The sequence below is a fragment of the Candidatus Methylopumilus planktonicus genome (assembly GCF_000981505.1).
GTDB lineage: Bacteria > Pseudomonadota > Gammaproteobacteria > Burkholderiales > Methylophilaceae > Methylopumilus > Methylopumilus planktonicus.
This window is the reverse complement of the sequence record NZ_LN827929.1, coordinates 1,196,136-1,209,620: the sequence shown is the minus strand read 5'-3', so window position 1 is coordinate 1,209,620 and position 13,485 is coordinate 1,196,136. Positions and strand designations below refer to the sequence as shown.

Below are 13,485 nucleotides of genomic sequence, written 5' to 3'. Positions count from 1 at the left end.
GAAGACGCATGATTGAATCTGATCGTTTTGTAGCAAGTACGGTGAATGAGCCTGTTGAGGAATCTATTGAGCGCGCACTTCGCCCTAAAGAACTTCAAGAATATGTCGGTCAAGAAAAAGTCAGAAGCCAATTAGAGATTTTTATTTCGGCGGCTAAAAATAGAAACGAAGCGTTAGACCATGTATTACTTTTTGGCCCACCTGGTTTAGGCAAAACGACTTTAGCTCACATCATTGCAAAAGAGATGGGTGTCAATCTTCGCCAAACATCAGGCCCTGTTTTAGAAAAAGCAGGTGACCTCGCAGCACTTCTTACTAATCTAGAGCCTAATGACGTTTTATTTATTGATGAGATTCATCGTTTATCACCCGTCATTGAAGAAATTTTATACCCTGCCATGGAAGATTACCGTCTTGATATTATGATTGGTGAGGGCCCATCGGCTAGATCAGTGCGACTTGATTTGCCACCTTTTACATTAGTGGGTGCTACCACACGAGCAGGTATGCTCACCAATCCACTCCGTGATCGTTTTGGTATTGTCTCCCGATTAGAATTTTATAGCGAAATCGAATTAGCAAAAATTGTGGATCGATCATCCAGTCTTTTAGAAGCTGATATTGATCCCTCAGGCTCATTAGAAATTGCAAAACGTTCACGAGGCACGCCTCGCATTGCAAACCGTTTATTAAGACGTGTACGTGATTACGCACAAGTAAAATCAAATGGAAAAATTACCGCGTCAATTGCAGACGACGCACTCAAAATGTTGGATGTGGATTTATTAGGGCTAGACGTCATGGACCGAAAACTACTCCAAGCGATTCTAGAAAAATTTAATGGTGGTCCCGTGGGTATTGATAATTTAGCTGCAGCGATTGGTGAAGAGCGGGAAACCATTGAAGATGTATTAGAGCCCTATCTTATTCAACAAGGTTATCTCATGCGCACTCCGCGAGGACGTGTTGTGACACAAGCGACATATCTTCATTTTGGTATGAAGCCACCTTCACAAGAGCCGACTGATACCTTATGGCAGGATTAAAAATTTTTTCGTTACCTGTGCGTATTTATTTCGAAGACACCGATAGTGGTGGTGTTGTATACCACTCTAACTACTTAAAATTTATGGAGCGCGCGAGAACGGAATGGTTGAGAAGTGTTGGCATTGATCAACATCATTTAAAATGTCATGACCATATTATGTTTGTGGTCCATCGCATTAATATTCAATACAAACTTCCTGCACGTTTTAATGATGATTTAATCGTCAAGAGTGAGCTTAAAGATATAGGCTCTAGCAAAATTGAGTTTAGACAAATGATTTATCGTGAAAATGAAATGTTGATTGATGCAACTGTCGATATTGCTTGTATTGATAGTGAAAAATTTAAACCTGTCAGAATCCCATCCACCGTTAAAGAAATTATGGAGTCTTTATGAATGTAGTGAATGATTTATCTTTTTTAAGTTTAATTACAGGGGCGACCATTCCTGTTCAGCTTGTCATGGTAATTTTATTAGCTGCTTCTGGTTTTTCTTGGTGGTATATCTTTATTAAAGTCTCTGTATTAAAGAGTGCAGAACTTGCAGTGGATGAATTTGAAAATACATTCTGGACAAGTGGGGATCTTAATAAGCTTCATGACAGCATTCATAGTGGCCGCATCAAGAACCAGGGCTTAGCGACTATTTTTGAAGCAGGCTATAAAGAATTTAATCGTCATAAAACATCAAAAAGTGACATGAGTGATGTGATTGAAGGAGTGCGGCGAGCCATGCGAGCCACTTACAATCGTGAACTTGATTTCTTAGATGCGCATCTACCTTTTCTAGCATCAGTGGGATCTGTAAGTCCTTACATTGGTTTATTTGGAACAGTATGGGGCATCATGAATGCCTTTAGAGGATTAGCCAATGTGGCACAAGCGACTTTAACTCAAGTGGCTCCTGGCATTGCAGAGGCATTAATCGCAACTGCCATTGGTTTATTTGCAGCGATTCCAGCGGTTATTGCCTATAACCGTTTTGCAACTTCAGTTGATCGTTTATCGGTGAGGTATGAAAGCTTCATGGAAGAGTTCGTTAATATCTTACAAAGAAAAGGATAAGTGATGCGTAAACGTCGCTTAATGAATCAGATCAATGTGGTGCCTTACATTGATGTGACTTTAGTTTTACTTGTTATTTTTATGGTGACAGCCCCCATGACGAATCCTGGTGTCGTGGAGTTACCTGAGGTGGGTGAAACTTTAAAACAAACAGGAGCGCCTATCGTGATTACCATAAAACTTAATAGCACCATTGAGATTGAGGGTGAGAGTTATACGCGCGATCGATTATTAAGCCATGTGCAGTCTTTAATTAAAACAACCCCTGATCGAGCGCTTGTGATTGCGGCTGACAAGAATGTGAAATACGATGAAGTGATAAGTGTCATGGATCTCTTAAAACAAAATAACGTTTCTAAAGTGGGCTTACTTCTTAAGCCACAAAAATAACTTTAGACGTGATTAGACCTCAAGAAAAAATCATAGCAACAAGAGCTGCGATCTATGCAGCGAGTGTGCATATTATTTTAATCGTGATCATGATTGTCAGTTTTGAATGGAGAGTAAAGTTACCCCAAGTAGCTGAAGTGGAATTATGGGATTCGATTCCTGCGGCAAGTGTTAAAGCAGTTGACACACCGCCTGTTGAAAAGAAGATTGAGCCAGAACCGCCAAAGCCTGAGCCTAAACCATCTAAGGTAGAAGAAATTATTAAATCACTGACTAGTGATAAGGCCGAAATTAGCTTGAAACAAAAAAAAGAAGAAGAGGATCGTAAAAAATTAGAAGATCAAAAAAAGAAAGATGATTTGAAAAAAATTCAGGAAGAACTTTTAAAGCAAGATCAATTGGCTAAACTTCAACAAGAATTATTACAAGACAAATCAAAGCCTTCATTAAATCGTCATGAAGACGTGAAACAATCAAATGCTAATCCTACCCAAGGAGGTGCTAAATTAGGTGAAATAGATAAATATAAATTATTGATTCAAAGAAAAATTCAACAGAATGTGAATAAGCAGTTATGTGGCACGAGTCCTGTGGAGCTTCAGTTTGAAATTGGATTAATGCCTACAGGAGAATTGATTGGTAACCCTAAAATGTTAAAATCAAGTGGTATTCCGGTATGTGATGAATCGGTAGAGCGTGCTATTTTTCAATCACAACCATTGCCAGTGCCAACAGATACCGATTTATTTTCGAAATTTAAAAATTTAAAACTTAACTTTAGACCCAATGAAAAAATATAATGTACATATGTTAAAAACATTTACTTCCCTATGCTTACTTTTTTTGATATCTATTCATGCATTTGCAACTGAAACGATTGAGATTTCTGGAGGCGGTACCAAGCAAATCAATATTGCAGTTATGCCTTACAAAGAAATAGTGAGTGATAAAGCCAATAGTCGTATGCATCAAATCATTGCAGCGGATCTTTATCGTTCAGGTTTTTTTAGGCCTTTAGAAGTGAATGGATTAGTGAATAAGCCATCAGCTTTAAGCGAAATAAATTATTCAGAAATGAGTGCTATTGAGGCACAAGTTATGACCCTAGGTCAGGTGGCGATCAGTAATAACCGTATGAAGGTGAATTGGTTTTTAGTCGACACCAATAAAAAAACGATTTTAACCACTATGGAATACTCAGGTCCAGTCGCACAATACCGTGCAATTGCTCATAAAATTTCTGACACCATTTATGAAAAATTAACTGGTATTCCAGGGGTCTTCAGTACCAAAATTTCTTACATCACAAAAAATAAAGGCCGCTACTCTATAAATGTGGCCGATGCAGATGGATTTAATGTACAGTCGATAGTGGGCTCTCCTCAGCCTATTATCTCTGCGAGATGGTCACCAGATGCCACAAAAATTGCCTACGTATCTTTTGAAAAGAAAAAACCTATTATCTATATTCAGTCTTTAGTGACAGGACAAAGAACGGTCTTAGCTAATTTTAAAGGTAATAATAGCTCACCCTCATGGTCGCCTGACGGGAGACGTCTAGCGATTGTTTTAACGTATAACGCAAACTCACAAATTTATCTCATTGATGCTGATGGATCTAATTTAAAACCCCTTATCCAGAGTGCGCATATTGATACGGAGCCCGTCTGGTCGCCTGACGGTCGATTGATTTATTTCACATCCGATCGCGGGGGTCGCCCACAAATTTACAAAGTCTCATCAAGTGGAGGTGAGCCACAGCGTGTGTCGTTTGAAGGGAACCAAAATTTAAATCCTAACGTGTCACCCGATGCCAAAATACTTTCTTATGTAACGCAAGATGAAGGTCGCTTTAGAGTGGTGCTTCACGATCTTCAAACAGGACAAATTACGAAAATTACCGATGGTCCTTTTGATGAAGCGCCTACGTTTTCCCCGAATGGGCATGTGATACTATATGCACATAAGATCAACGGATCGGGCGAACTTTCTACCGTATCGATTGATGGCGTGGTTCGTCAATCATTTAATATTAACGCCGATGATATTAGAGAGCCCGCATGGGCACCTTTTGTAAAATAAATTAACTTCACTGGAGATTTGGAAAATGAAAAAATCACTATTACTTGCATCATTACTCTCATTACTTTTGATAGGCTGTAGCTCAACACCAATTGTTGATGTATCAAAACCTGCTGGCCCTTCTGCATCGAAAGATGAAAGCGATGAAAAAGATCTCGATTTAGCAAGCTTACGTGATCCAAATAATATCTTGTCTAAACGTAGCATCTACTTTGACTATGATAAAGATGTCGTTAAAGCTGAATATAAAGACCTCTTAGCAGCGCATGCTAAATATGTAGCGTCACATCCAAAAGCTAAAATGACTTTAACTGGCAATACGGATGATCGAGGCTCACGTGAATACAATGTCTCACTTGGACAAAAACGTTCTGTGTCGGTTAAGAAATCTATGAATGTATTAGGTGCGCAAGATGGACAAATCGAAACAGTGAGTTTCGGTGAAGAGCGTGCGGATACAAATTGTAAAGATGACGCATGTTATGGAAAAGATCGTCGCGTCGATATCTCTTACGAAAAAGAGTAAATAGTTAAGTTTTAATGAAAAAACTTATTCTTTTAGCATGTTTATTTGTTACACCTTTACATGCGGCACTCTTTGAAGATACGGATGCTAGAAAAAAACTTCAAGAGATGCAATTAAAAGAAATAGAGTTAGAAACACGTATTGTCAATCTTGAGGCTGTCGTAAAAAGTGGCAGCCTCAATGACATGTTGAATCAAATCGAATTAATGAAACAAGATGTTTCCAAATTGCGTGGTGATATAGAAACCTTACGCCATTTGGATGCTACGGTTGAACAACGCCAAAAAGATCTTTATCAAGATTTGGATGGCAGACTTCGAAAGATTGAAGAAAAATCAACTGCAGACTCGCCTGCAACAACTAACAAGGTTACAGAAACACCTCCAACGCCTGAGATAAAAGCACCTTCAGATCAAGAGGTTTTTGATCAAGCAAGTGTTCTTTTAGATGGCTTAAAAAATAAAGAAGCTTTCCAGGCCTTTACTGATTTTATTAAACAATTCCCTAATAGCGCATTATTGCCTGATGCTAAATATGCTTTAGCCAATGCGCAATTTAATTTAAAAAATTACAAAGCAACGATTGGTACCTATCAAAAATTACTCGATCAGCACCCTGATTTTTCAAAAAATCCAGAAGCTTTATTAGGTTTAGCTAATGCACAAATTCAATTAGCGCTTATCCCTGAAGCTAAAAAAAGCTTGAAGGATTTAATTAAAAAATATCCTAAGAGCGATGTGATTCAAAATGCACAAAAGCGCTTAAAAGTTTTAGAGAGTATCAAGCCCTAAAATTTTTACATCTTAATTTCTTTAGCCTTAAATTCTTAACGTGACACAACTTAAAATCTTTGAAATTTTTTATTCGCTGCAAGGTGAATCTTCTCGTATGGGATTGCCTACGATTTTTATTCGCTTAAGTGGTTGTCCGATGCGTTGCCATTATTGCGACACGGCTTATGCTTTTCAAGGAGGATCTATGATGGATATCGAGGACATCATGGCATCCATCAAAAAATATGACACGCACTATGTCACAGTGACAGGTGGCGAGCCGCTTGCACAAAAAGAAGTAATCCATCTTCTCAAAATCTTGGCTGATAGCAATTACGAAGTGTCAATTGAAACTGGCGGCGGGCTTTCTATTAAAGAAGTTGATCCGCGCATTAAAATTATTTTAGATATCAAAACGCCCGAGTCAGGTGAGGAGAAAAAAAATCATTGGGAAAATTTAGATATGATTAGTTCAAAAGATGAAATTAAATTTGTGCTTTGTAGTCGTGAAGATTATGACTGGGCTAAAAAAATACTTGATCAATATAAACTCACTCAAAAATGTAGCGTTTTGTTTTCCCCTGTCTATCAAAAATTAGATGTCACTGATTTAGGAGATTGGATTTTAAAAGATCAGCTTCATGTGCGTATGCAAATTCAATTACATAAACTCCTCTGGGGAGAAAAACCTGGTGTCTAAAGCCGTAGTTCTCTTATCAGGGGGCCTTGATTCAGCCACTACCTTAGCGATTGCGAAAAGCGAAGGTTATGAATGTTATGCCTTGAGTGTTAATTATCACCAGCGCCATATTGCAGAACTCGATGCTGCTAAAAAAATCGCTTTGCTGTTTAAAGTGAAAGATCATAAAACGGTGGAGATGGATTTAAGTTGGATGCTCACTTCTGCTCTTACTAATCCTGATTTAAAAATGCCAACTGAATTAACTTCTCATATCCCGATTACTTATGTGCCTGCGCGGAATACTTTAATGCTCACCTTGGCGCTAGGTTGGGCAGAGGTCATTGGTGCGCATGATATTTTTATAGGGGTTAATGCCGTCGATTATTCAGGTTACCCTGATTGCAGGCCGGAATACATTGCACAATTTCAGAAAATGGCTAATTTAGGGACTAAATCGGGTGTAGAAGGCCAAAATATTCATCTTCACACCCCGTTGATTCATCTATCCAAAGAAGCCATTATTCTTCAGGGCATGAAATTAGGTGTGGATTACGGGTTAACTGTTTCGTGCTATCAGGCTGATCAAGATGGCTATGCATGTGGCGTCTGCGATTCTTGTCGCTTAAGACAAAACGGCTTTAAAGCGGCTGGGGTTGATGATCCCACCTCTTACCAATAGACTAAAAGAGACTTTAAATTCTTGTCTTTAAAGTGATTGTGCTTGCCAAATATGCCAAAAATAGCGTAAAATCCGCCCCTTTCTTAAGAAAATTTTTAACTAATTGAAGAGTGTAAATTATGGTAATTATTCGACTTTCTAGAGGCGGTTCAAAAAAGACCCCTTTTTACAATGTAGTAGTGGCAGATTCAAGAAATCGCCGCGACGGACGCTTTATTGAGCGTATTGGTTTTTATAACCCAATGGCTAAGATTGGCACCGAAGCACTTCGTATTGATAACGAACGTGTGACGCATTGGAAAGGTCATGGCGCACTCCTTTCAGATTCAGTGAATCGTTTAGTTAAGCTTCATGCAAAAGGCCCAGAGGCAATTGTGGCTTTAAAGAAAAAAGATGCAGATAAAGTAGAGGTGAGAAAAGCTAAAGAAGCTGCTAAGAAAGCTGAAGAATTAAAAGTAGCGATGGACGCTAAAGAAGCGGAAGAAAAAGCTAAGGCAGCAGCAGCTGCACCTGCACCTGAGGCGGCTCCTGCAGAAGCAGCAGCTCCTGAAGTAACCACAGATGCAGCTCCAGTTGAGGCAGCCCCAGAAGCAGCAGCTCCTGAAGCAACTCCAACAGAAGCAGTAGCTCCTGAAGAAGCTCCAGCAGAGGCGACTGAACCACCAGCTGAAAGCGCTTAATGTTTTGATTCACTTGTTGATACAAGTGATATGACTGAGAGTGAAAAATTTATCATGGCACGCATCAGTGGGCCATATGGTGTCAAAGGTTGGATCAAGATCCAGCCCTTCACGGTAGATATCAATCAACTTCTGAACAAAAAAGAGTGGCTTATTGGGGATGAAAAATCATCCATAAGTTATCCGATCGAAACATCAAAAATACACGGCAATAGTATCGTTGCTAAGTTAGTAAATATCGATGATCGAGATGCAGCATTTGGGTTAAGAAATAAAACAATTTTAATACCCAAGCATGAGTTACCCGCCTTAGAAAAAGGCGAATATTACTGGAATGATTTGATGGGACATGCCGTCATCAACCAGAAACAAGAACATTTAGGTGTTGTTCAAACTTTTCTGGAAACAGGAGCGAACGATGTCTTAGTCGTTAAGGGCGACAAAGAGTATTTAATCCCTTTTATTCCTCATGTAATTTTAAATGTGGATATGGAAAAAAAAGAAATTGAAGTCGACTGGGATAAAGATTTTTAAATGAAACCTTTATCTTTTGATGTGGTGACACTTTTTCCTGAGATGTTTCAAGCATTAAAGGATTTCGGTATTACCTCTCGCGCATTTCATGAAGCGTTTGTAGATTTAACGTTATGGAATCCAAGAGATTTTACGAGTGATACACATCGTACAGTGGATGATAGGCCTTATGGCGGCGGCCCTGGCATGCTGATGATGATTGAGCCTTTAAAGAAGGCGATCGATGCGGCTAAAAAAGCGCAAATGAATAAAGGTATTCAAGATGTGCGAGTGATTCATTTATCCCCAAGAGGATTGCCACTCACACATCAAAAAGTAATGGAATTGTCAAAAGCTTCAGGGCTCATTTTTTTAGCGAGTCGTTATGAAGGGGTTGATGAGCGACTGATTGAAAGTAGTGTTGATGAAGAAATTTCAATTGGGGACTACGTATTAAGTGGGGGAGAATTGCCCACCATGGTGGTGATGGATGCCATTATTAGGCAGCTACCAGGGGTGTTAGGTGATGATAACTCAGCTATTGAGGATTCGTTTGTGAATGGCTTACTTGATTGCCCTCACTATACGAGACCTGAGGTGTATGAAGGATCCAGGGTTCCGGATGTATTATTGTCGGGTAACCATGCTAGAATTAGCGCCTGGCGATTACAGCAATCGTTAGCGTTAACCAAGGTCAAACGACCTGATTTGTTAGCCGCAAGGCTGTTGACTAAAGAAGAGACTCGGCTGCTTCAAGAAATTGATAAGCAGGAACAAGACTCTATATAACTAAAAGGAACGGATTATGGCAGATATTATTCAATTATTAGAGCAAGAAGAAATTGCTCGTCTAGGTAAAACCATCCCCAACTTTGCACCAGGCGACACAGTCGTAGTGGGTGTAAATGTAGTTGAAGGTACAAGAAAACGTGTACAGCTTTACGAAGGTGTTGTGATTTCAAAAAGAAATCGCGGGCTTAATTCAGCATTCACTGTGAGAAAGATTTCATCAGGTGAAGGTGTTGAGCGCACATTCCAAACTTATTCTCCACTCATCGCATCGATCGAATTAAAGCGTCGCGGTGATGTACGCCGTGCAAAACTTTATTACTTACGTGAACGTTCAGGTAAATCTGCGCGTATCCGTGAAAAATTAGATGCACGCGAAAAAGAAATTATTCAAGATATTCCAAAAACAGAAACACCTAAGGCGGCAGCGCCTGAGGCAGCTCCCGATAAGGCAGCTGAGTAATTTAAAAAGCCCCGTTAAAGCGGGGCTTTTTTATTTGTGCTAATCTTTTTATATTCATGAAAAAGACACGAGATCCCATTGTTATTTCTGATGACGAAAAAAAAGTCATCGATCAATTCATTGATCATCTATGGCTTGAAGACGGTTTAGCTAAAAATACTTTAGAGAGTTATCGTTTTGATTTAATGCAGTTCTCCGAATTTTTAAATGGAAATATTAAAAAAATATTATTGGAGGCTAATCAAAGTGATATTCAAGCTTATCTTGCCAATAAATTTAGTCATGTCAAAGCGAGAAGCATTTCAAGATTGATCGCAACACTTAGACGTTTCTATCGTTTCCACTTACGTGAGTTTCATATAAATGAAGATCCTACCCTTCATATTGAAGCGCCGAAATTACCGAAATCACTACCTAAAAGTTTGAATGAAACTGAGGTGGAATCTCTTTTAAAAGCGCCTGAGATTGAAACACCTTTGGGTCTTCGTGATCGTGCGATGTTAGAACTTCTTTATGCGTGCGGTTTACGCGTCACAGAACTCATTAGCTTAAGAGTGACTGAAGTGAGTTTAAGTGATGGCGTGATTCGCGTCACAGGGAAGGGTAGTAAAACAAGACTAGTTCCCATGGGCGAAGTGGCTGTCGAATGGATTGATCGCTATTTAAAAGAAGGAAGATCTCATATTCTTAATCAACATATGTCGGATGATTTGTTTGTCACACATCGCGGAGAATGTATGACGCGCCAATCGTTTTGGCATTTAATTAAACGCTACGCATTGATCGCAGGCATTCAAAAAACATTGTCTCCGCATGTGTTGCGACATGCATTTGCTACACACTTACTTAATCATGGCGCAGATTTAAGAGTCGTTCAAATGCTATTGGGACATGCAGATATTTCAACGACACAAATTTATACCCATGTGGCACGCGAGCGCTTAAAGAAACTTCACGAAACACATCACCCGAGGGGTTAAGGGCGACTCCCTTTTTCAAAGATCACGCCCAGCGCTTTCACTTGAGGCAAGATGTGCGGTTTTGAAATTTTCAGTTTCAACCAAGGCGACTTAAATTCTTTTTCTAATGTTTCAATAATGAGATGAGCTAAAGGCTCTAGAAGTTTAAACGTGTGACTTGATGTGATAGATTTAATGCGCTCAGCAACCATTGCGTAATCAATGGTATCTCCAACTAAATCGGAAGTCGTTGAAGTGATTTGTGGTAGCGCCATTTCAAGATCGACCAACAGTATTTGAGGGAGTGCGCGTTCCCAATCCGAAACGCCAATAATAGTTTCAACTTTCATCTCTTCTATAAAAATAAGTGGGGCCGTCATGAGTGCTTCAAAAAATTGTAAAATAGAGCTTTCATTATAAAGTGATTTTCAAATGATGAACGTGATTTACATTCTTTTTAGTTATCTGATCGGCGCCATTTCATTTGGCATCGTGATGAGTCATTTATTTTCTCTACCTGATCCTCGAACCATAGGCTCTAAAAATCCAGGAGCGACGAATGTCTTAAGAACAGGGAAAAAATTAGCCGCTTTATTAACTCTATTAGGCGATGCGCTTAAAGGCACATTGACAGTTGGCTTAGCGCAATATTTTGAATTATCTCCGCTGATGGTAGCGCTCGTTGCGATTGCCACACTCCTAGGACATATTTTTCCTATCTATTATGGTTTCAAAGGTGGCAAGGGTGTAGCAACGGCTGCAGGTATTCTCTTTATGTTTTCGTGGGTAATGGGATTCACTGTCTTGGCTATATGGTTCGGTGTGTTTATGATCTGGCGTTATTCGTCTTTGGCGGCCATCATTGCTGGAAGCTTATCCCCTGTGATTGGCTTTTTTTATGAGATTGATTTTTATCAATTGATTGCTTCATCCATCATTGCTCTCATTTTAATTCTTCGTCATATTGATAATCTTAAACGCTTAATCAATGGCACCGAATCAAGCTTTAAGGATAAGAAATAATTTTTTTAAGCGAGTTGCCACCTTGGTTTCACTGCAAATCTAAGATCAGATTTTAAAGAAGTTTTTAATCGCATCGCACCTGTAAATGCAATCATGGCGCCATTGTCTGTGCAAAATTCTAAGCGCGGAAAAAAGACTTCATAATTTTTTTTAGATAATTCAGTTTTTAATTTTTGTCGCAATTGCTTATTAGCTCCAACACCGCCTGATACGATCAGATTTTTTAAGTGTGTTTGATCGAGCCCTATGAGACATTTTTTAGTTAAGACATCAGTGATCGCTTCCTGGAATGCAAAAGCAATATCAGCTTTGATTTCATCTGTTAGATATTCCTGTGCGCGGATTAAATGTAACACTGCCGTCTTTAATCCACTAAAACTAAAATTTAAATCTTTGCTATGCATGAGCGGTCTTGGTAAATCAAAACGAGGCTTTCCTTTTTCAGCTAAAAGTGACAAGGCTAATCCGCCTGGATAACCTAAGCCTAATAATTGCGCTGTTTTATCAAAAGCTTCCCCTGCGGCATCATCCAAAGTGTCGCCAATAATTTCGTATTGTCCGATTTTTTTCACATGGATAATTTGTGTGTGACCGCCAGAAACTAAAAGGGCTAAAAAAGGAAAAGTGGGTGGATCTCCTTCTAATAAGGGGGCTAATAAATGACCCTCTAGATGATGGATCGGGATCGTAGGGATTTGAAGTGAAAAAGCTAGCGCTTCAGCGAGCGAACTTCCGACCAATAAAGCCCCAGATAGACCTGGTCCTTGCGTATAAGCAATCGCATCCACATCCTCTTTTTTAACTCCCGTCTTTTTAAAAAGACTTTCAAGTAGGGGTAAAATAAGCCTAATATGGTCTCGCGACGCCAATTCGGGAACTACCCCACCATAAGCTTCATGAAGGTCGACCTGAGAGTGAAGGACATGACCTAAAAGACCTTTTTCATTATCAAAAAGGGCGAGTCCAGTCTCGTCACAGGAAGTTTCAATACCAAGTACCAACATGGGTTTAAGGCTCAAAAAAGATTGATAAATGAGTAGATTAGCATTAAAATAACGGGCTTTTCCGAAATTCTATTTGGGAAAACACACACAAAAACGCATTATTTAAAATAAGAGAGTTTAATGTCAACAGTACGTGTAAAAGAAAACGAGCCATTCGACGTAGCACTTCGTCGTTTCAAGCGCTTAATTGAGAAAACCGGTCTTATCAACGACTTACGTGCGCGTGAGTTCTATGAGAAGCCAACGTGGGAACGTAAACGTAAAGCTGCCGCCGCAGTGAAGCGTCAGTACCGTCGTCTTCGCAATCAAATGCTCCCCCCCAAATTATTCTAATTTTTTCAAGATGTCCTTAAAAGTAAAAATTACTGAGGACATGAAGGATGCTATGCGCGCTAAAGATGTCGTTCGTCTTGGCACGATTAGACTTCTTCAATCAGCTATTAAACAACGTGAAGTCGATGAGCGTATTGAATTGACTGATCAAGATGTCATGGCTGTTATTGAAAAAATGTTAAAGCAACGTCGTGATTCCATTGAAGCCTATGAATCTGCAAAAAGACAAGATTTAGCTGATGTTGAAAAAGCTGAAGGGGTGATCTTACAAAGCTATCTTCCCCAAGCCCTTAGTGACGAGGAGGTGAGTGCCATTTTAGATGCCGCGATTAAATCTGCAAACGCCACAAGCATTAAAGAGATGGGTCAAGTGATGGCGATCGTTAAACCGCAAGTAGTCGGTCGAGCAGATATGGGTAAATTATCAGCCCTCATCAAACAAAAGCTCGGTCAATAAACCTTCGAAAAACTCAATAT

General features: G+C 39.4%; 20 protein-coding genes. 18 read left to right on the top strand and 2 right to left on the bottom strand.

The annotated features are described in order from the left end of the window. The first annotated feature begins 8 nt into the window (after positions 1–8). The 15 genes from ruvB (at position 9) to xerD (ending at position 10,669) form a co-directional block, all read left to right on the top strand. The gene (gene ruvB / locus BN1208_RS06350) at positions 9–1,046 is read left to right on the top strand and encodes a Holliday junction branch migration DNA helicase RuvB (RefSeq protein WP_046488894.1); all 1,038 of its coding nucleotides are present in this window, start codon (positions 9–11) and stop codon (positions 1,044–1,046) included. Continuing rightward, positions 1,034–1,444 (top strand): tol-pal system-associated acyl-CoA thioesterase, encoded by a 411-nt coding sequence (ybgC, locus tag BN1208_RS06345; protein ID WP_046488893.1) that lies wholly within the window; start codon positions 1,034–1,036, stop codon positions 1,442–1,444. The genes ruvB and ybgC overlap by 13 nt, the downstream gene beginning before the upstream one ends. Beyond that, positions 1,441–2,112, top strand: coding sequence for a protein TolQ (gene tolQ / locus BN1208_RS06340; RefSeq protein WP_046488892.1), 672 nt, complete (start codon positions 1,441–1,443; stop codon positions 2,110–2,112). Before ybgC ends, tolQ begins: the two co-directional genes overlap by 4 nt. Positions 2,113–2,115: 3 nt before the next feature. Then, positions 2,116–2,502: a biopolymer transporter ExbD gene (locus tag BN1208_RS06335; RefSeq protein ID WP_046488890.1), complete on the top strand. Its 387-nt coding sequence runs from the start codon at positions 2,116–2,118 to the stop codon at positions 2,500–2,502. A gap of 8 nt (positions 2,503–2,510) precedes the next feature. Next, the gene (locus BN1208_RS06330) at positions 2,511–3,302 is read left to right on the top strand and encodes a TonB C-terminal domain-containing protein (protein WP_046488888.1); all 792 of its coding nucleotides are present in this window, start codon (positions 2,511–2,513) and stop codon (positions 3,300–3,302) included. Then, positions 3,289–4,584, top strand: a complete 1,296-nt coding sequence (gene tolB / locus BN1208_RS06325) for a Tol-Pal system beta propeller repeat protein TolB (protein ID WP_046488887.1) — start codon at positions 3,289–3,291, stop codon at positions 4,582–4,584. Before BN1208_RS06330 ends, tolB begins: the two co-directional genes overlap by 14 nt. A 25-nt stretch (positions 4,585–4,609) precedes the next feature. Continuing rightward, entirely contained in the window at positions 4,610–5,110 is a 501-nt protein-coding gene (locus BN1208_RS06320; RefSeq protein WP_046488885.1) for an OmpA family protein, read from the top strand. A 14-nt stretch (positions 5,111–5,124) separates the two neighbouring features. Continuing rightward, positions 5,125–5,901 carry a tol-pal system protein YbgF gene (ybgF, locus tag BN1208_RS06315; protein ID WP_046488883.1) on the top strand — a complete coding sequence of 259 codons (777 nt, stop codon included), beginning with the start codon at positions 5,125–5,127 and terminating at the stop codon, positions 5,899–5,901. Positions 5,902–5,998: 97 nt separating this feature from the next. Then, positions 5,999–6,583: a 7-carboxy-7-deazaguanine synthase QueE gene (gene queE, locus BN1208_RS06310; protein ID WP_046489399.1), complete on the top strand. Its 585-nt coding sequence runs from the start codon at positions 5,999–6,001 to the stop codon at positions 6,581–6,583. Beyond that, positions 6,573–7,244 carry a 7-cyano-7-deazaguanine synthase QueC gene (gene queC / locus BN1208_RS06305; RefSeq protein ID WP_156157805.1) on the top strand — a complete coding sequence of 224 codons (672 nt, stop codon included), beginning with the start codon at positions 6,573–6,575 and terminating at the stop codon, positions 7,242–7,244. Before queE ends, queC begins: the two co-directional genes overlap by 11 nt. Before the next feature lie 119 nt (positions 7,245–7,363). After that, entirely contained in the window at positions 7,364–7,924 is a 561-nt protein-coding gene (rpsP, locus tag BN1208_RS06300; RefSeq protein ID WP_046488879.1) for a 30S ribosomal protein S16, read from the top strand. Positions 7,925–7,978: 54 nt separating this feature from the next. Then, positions 7,979–8,458: a ribosome maturation factor RimM gene (gene rimM / locus BN1208_RS06295; protein ID WP_028818010.1), complete on the top strand. Its 480-nt coding sequence runs from the start codon at positions 7,979–7,981 to the stop codon at positions 8,456–8,458. After that, positions 8,459–9,226, top strand: a complete 768-nt coding sequence (gene trmD, locus BN1208_RS06290) for a tRNA (guanosine(37)-N1)-methyltransferase TrmD (protein ID WP_046488877.1) — start codon at positions 8,459–8,461, stop codon at positions 9,224–9,226. It begins immediately after the preceding gene. Between the two features lie 16 nt (positions 9,227–9,242). Next, positions 9,243–9,689, top strand: coding sequence for a 50S ribosomal protein L19 (rplS, locus tag BN1208_RS06285; protein WP_046488875.1), 447 nt, complete (start codon positions 9,243–9,245; stop codon positions 9,687–9,689). A 56-nt stretch (positions 9,690–9,745) separates the two neighbouring features. Next, positions 9,746–10,669, top strand: a complete 924-nt coding sequence (xerD, locus tag BN1208_RS06280) for a site-specific tyrosine recombinase XerD (RefSeq protein WP_046488872.1) — start codon at positions 9,746–9,748, stop codon at positions 10,667–10,669. On the opposite strand, the gene BN1208_RS06275 is transcribed toward xerD, so the two are convergent. Next, positions 10,666–11,028, bottom strand: coding sequence for a dihydroneopterin aldolase (locus BN1208_RS06275; protein ID WP_046488870.1), 363 nt, complete (start codon positions 11,026–11,028; stop codon positions 10,666–10,668). The genes xerD and BN1208_RS06275 overlap by 4 nt on opposite strands. Positions 11,029–11,080: 52 nt before the next feature. On the opposite strand from BN1208_RS06275, the gene plsY reads away from it, so the two are divergent. Next, on the top strand, positions 11,081–11,671 hold the full coding sequence (plsY, locus tag BN1208_RS06270) for a glycerol-3-phosphate 1-O-acyltransferase PlsY (RefSeq protein ID WP_046488869.1): 591 nt from the start codon (positions 11,081–11,083) through the stop codon (positions 11,669–11,671). Positions 11,672–11,676: 5 nt separating this feature from the next. Here plsY and tsaD read toward each other — a convergent pair whose 3' ends face one another. Beyond that, on the bottom strand, positions 11,677–12,675 hold the full coding sequence (gene tsaD / locus BN1208_RS06265; protein WP_046488867.1) for a tRNA (adenosine(37)-N6)-threonylcarbamoyltransferase complex transferase subunit TsaD: 999 nt from the start codon (positions 12,673–12,675) through the stop codon (positions 11,677–11,679). Between the two features lie 120 nt (positions 12,676–12,795). Between tsaD and rpsU the strand changes: the two genes are divergently transcribed. Together rpsU and BN1208_RS06255 are read left to right on the top strand one after the other, a co-directional pair. Further along, positions 12,796–13,008 carry a 30S ribosomal protein S21 gene (rpsU, locus tag BN1208_RS06260; protein WP_028818016.1) on the top strand — a complete coding sequence of 71 codons (213 nt, stop codon included), beginning with the start codon at positions 12,796–12,798 and terminating at the stop codon, positions 13,006–13,008. A 10-nt stretch (positions 13,009–13,018) separates the two neighbouring features. Beyond that, positions 13,019–13,465, top strand: a complete 447-nt coding sequence (locus BN1208_RS06255) for a GatB/YqeY domain-containing protein (RefSeq protein ID WP_046488865.1) — start codon at positions 13,019–13,021, stop codon at positions 13,463–13,465. Positions 13,466–13,485: the final 20 nt, after the last annotated feature.

Bases quoted from the DNA above. Each gene is read 5' to 3' on its own strand.
- ruvB (WP_046488894.1), top strand. From the start codon at position 9: ATGATTGAATCTGATCGTTTTGTAGCAAGTACGGTGAATGAGCCTGTT.
- ybgC (WP_046488893.1), top strand. From the start codon at position 1,034: ATGGCAGGATTAAAAATTTTTTCGTTACCTGTGCGTATTTATTTCGAA.
- tolQ (WP_046488892.1), top strand. From the start codon at position 1,441: ATGAATGTAGTGAATGATTTATCTTTTTTAAGTTTAATTACAGGGGCG.
- BN1208_RS06335 (WP_046488890.1), top strand. From the start codon at position 2,116: ATGCGTAAACGTCGCTTAATGAATCAGATCAATGTGGTGCCTTACATT.
- tolB (WP_046488887.1), top strand. From the start codon at position 3,289: ATGAAAAAATATAATGTACATATGTTAAAAACATTTACTTCCCTATGC.
- BN1208_RS06320 (WP_046488885.1), top strand. From the start codon at position 4,610: ATGAAAAAATCACTATTACTTGCATCATTACTCTCATTACTTTTGATA.
- ybgF (WP_046488883.1), top strand. From the start codon at position 5,125: ATGAAAAAACTTATTCTTTTAGCATGTTTATTTGTTACACCTTTACAT.
- queE (WP_046489399.1), top strand. From the start codon at position 5,999: ATGGGATTGCCTACGATTTTTATTCGCTTAAGTGGTTGTCCGATGCGT.
- rpsP (WP_046488879.1), top strand. From the start codon at position 7,364: ATGGTAATTATTCGACTTTCTAGAGGCGGTTCAAAAAAGACCCCTTTT.
- rimM (WP_028818010.1), top strand. From the start codon at position 7,979: ATGGCACGCATCAGTGGGCCATATGGTGTCAAAGGTTGGATCAAGATC.
- trmD (WP_046488877.1), top strand. From the start codon at position 8,459: ATGAAACCTTTATCTTTTGATGTGGTGACACTTTTTCCTGAGATGTTT.
- rplS (WP_046488875.1), top strand. From the start codon at position 9,243: ATGGCAGATATTATTCAATTATTAGAGCAAGAAGAAATTGCTCGTCTA.
- xerD (WP_046488872.1), top strand. From the start codon at position 9,746: ATGAAAAAGACACGAGATCCCATTGTTATTTCTGATGACGAAAAAAAA.
- BN1208_RS06275 (WP_046488870.1), bottom strand. From the start codon at position 11,028: ATGACGGCCCCACTTATTTTTATAGAAGAGATGAAAGTTGAAACTATT.
- plsY (WP_046488869.1), top strand. From the start codon at position 11,081: ATGATGAACGTGATTTACATTCTTTTTAGTTATCTGATCGGCGCCATT.
- tsaD (WP_046488867.1), bottom strand. From the start codon at position 12,675: ATGTTGGTACTTGGTATTGAAACTTCCTGTGACGAGACTGGACTCGCC.
- rpsU (WP_028818016.1), top strand. From the start codon at position 12,796: ATGTCAACAGTACGTGTAAAAGAAAACGAGCCATTCGACGTAGCACTT.
- BN1208_RS06255 (WP_046488865.1), top strand. From the start codon at position 13,019: ATGTCCTTAAAAGTAAAAATTACTGAGGACATGAAGGATGCTATGCGC.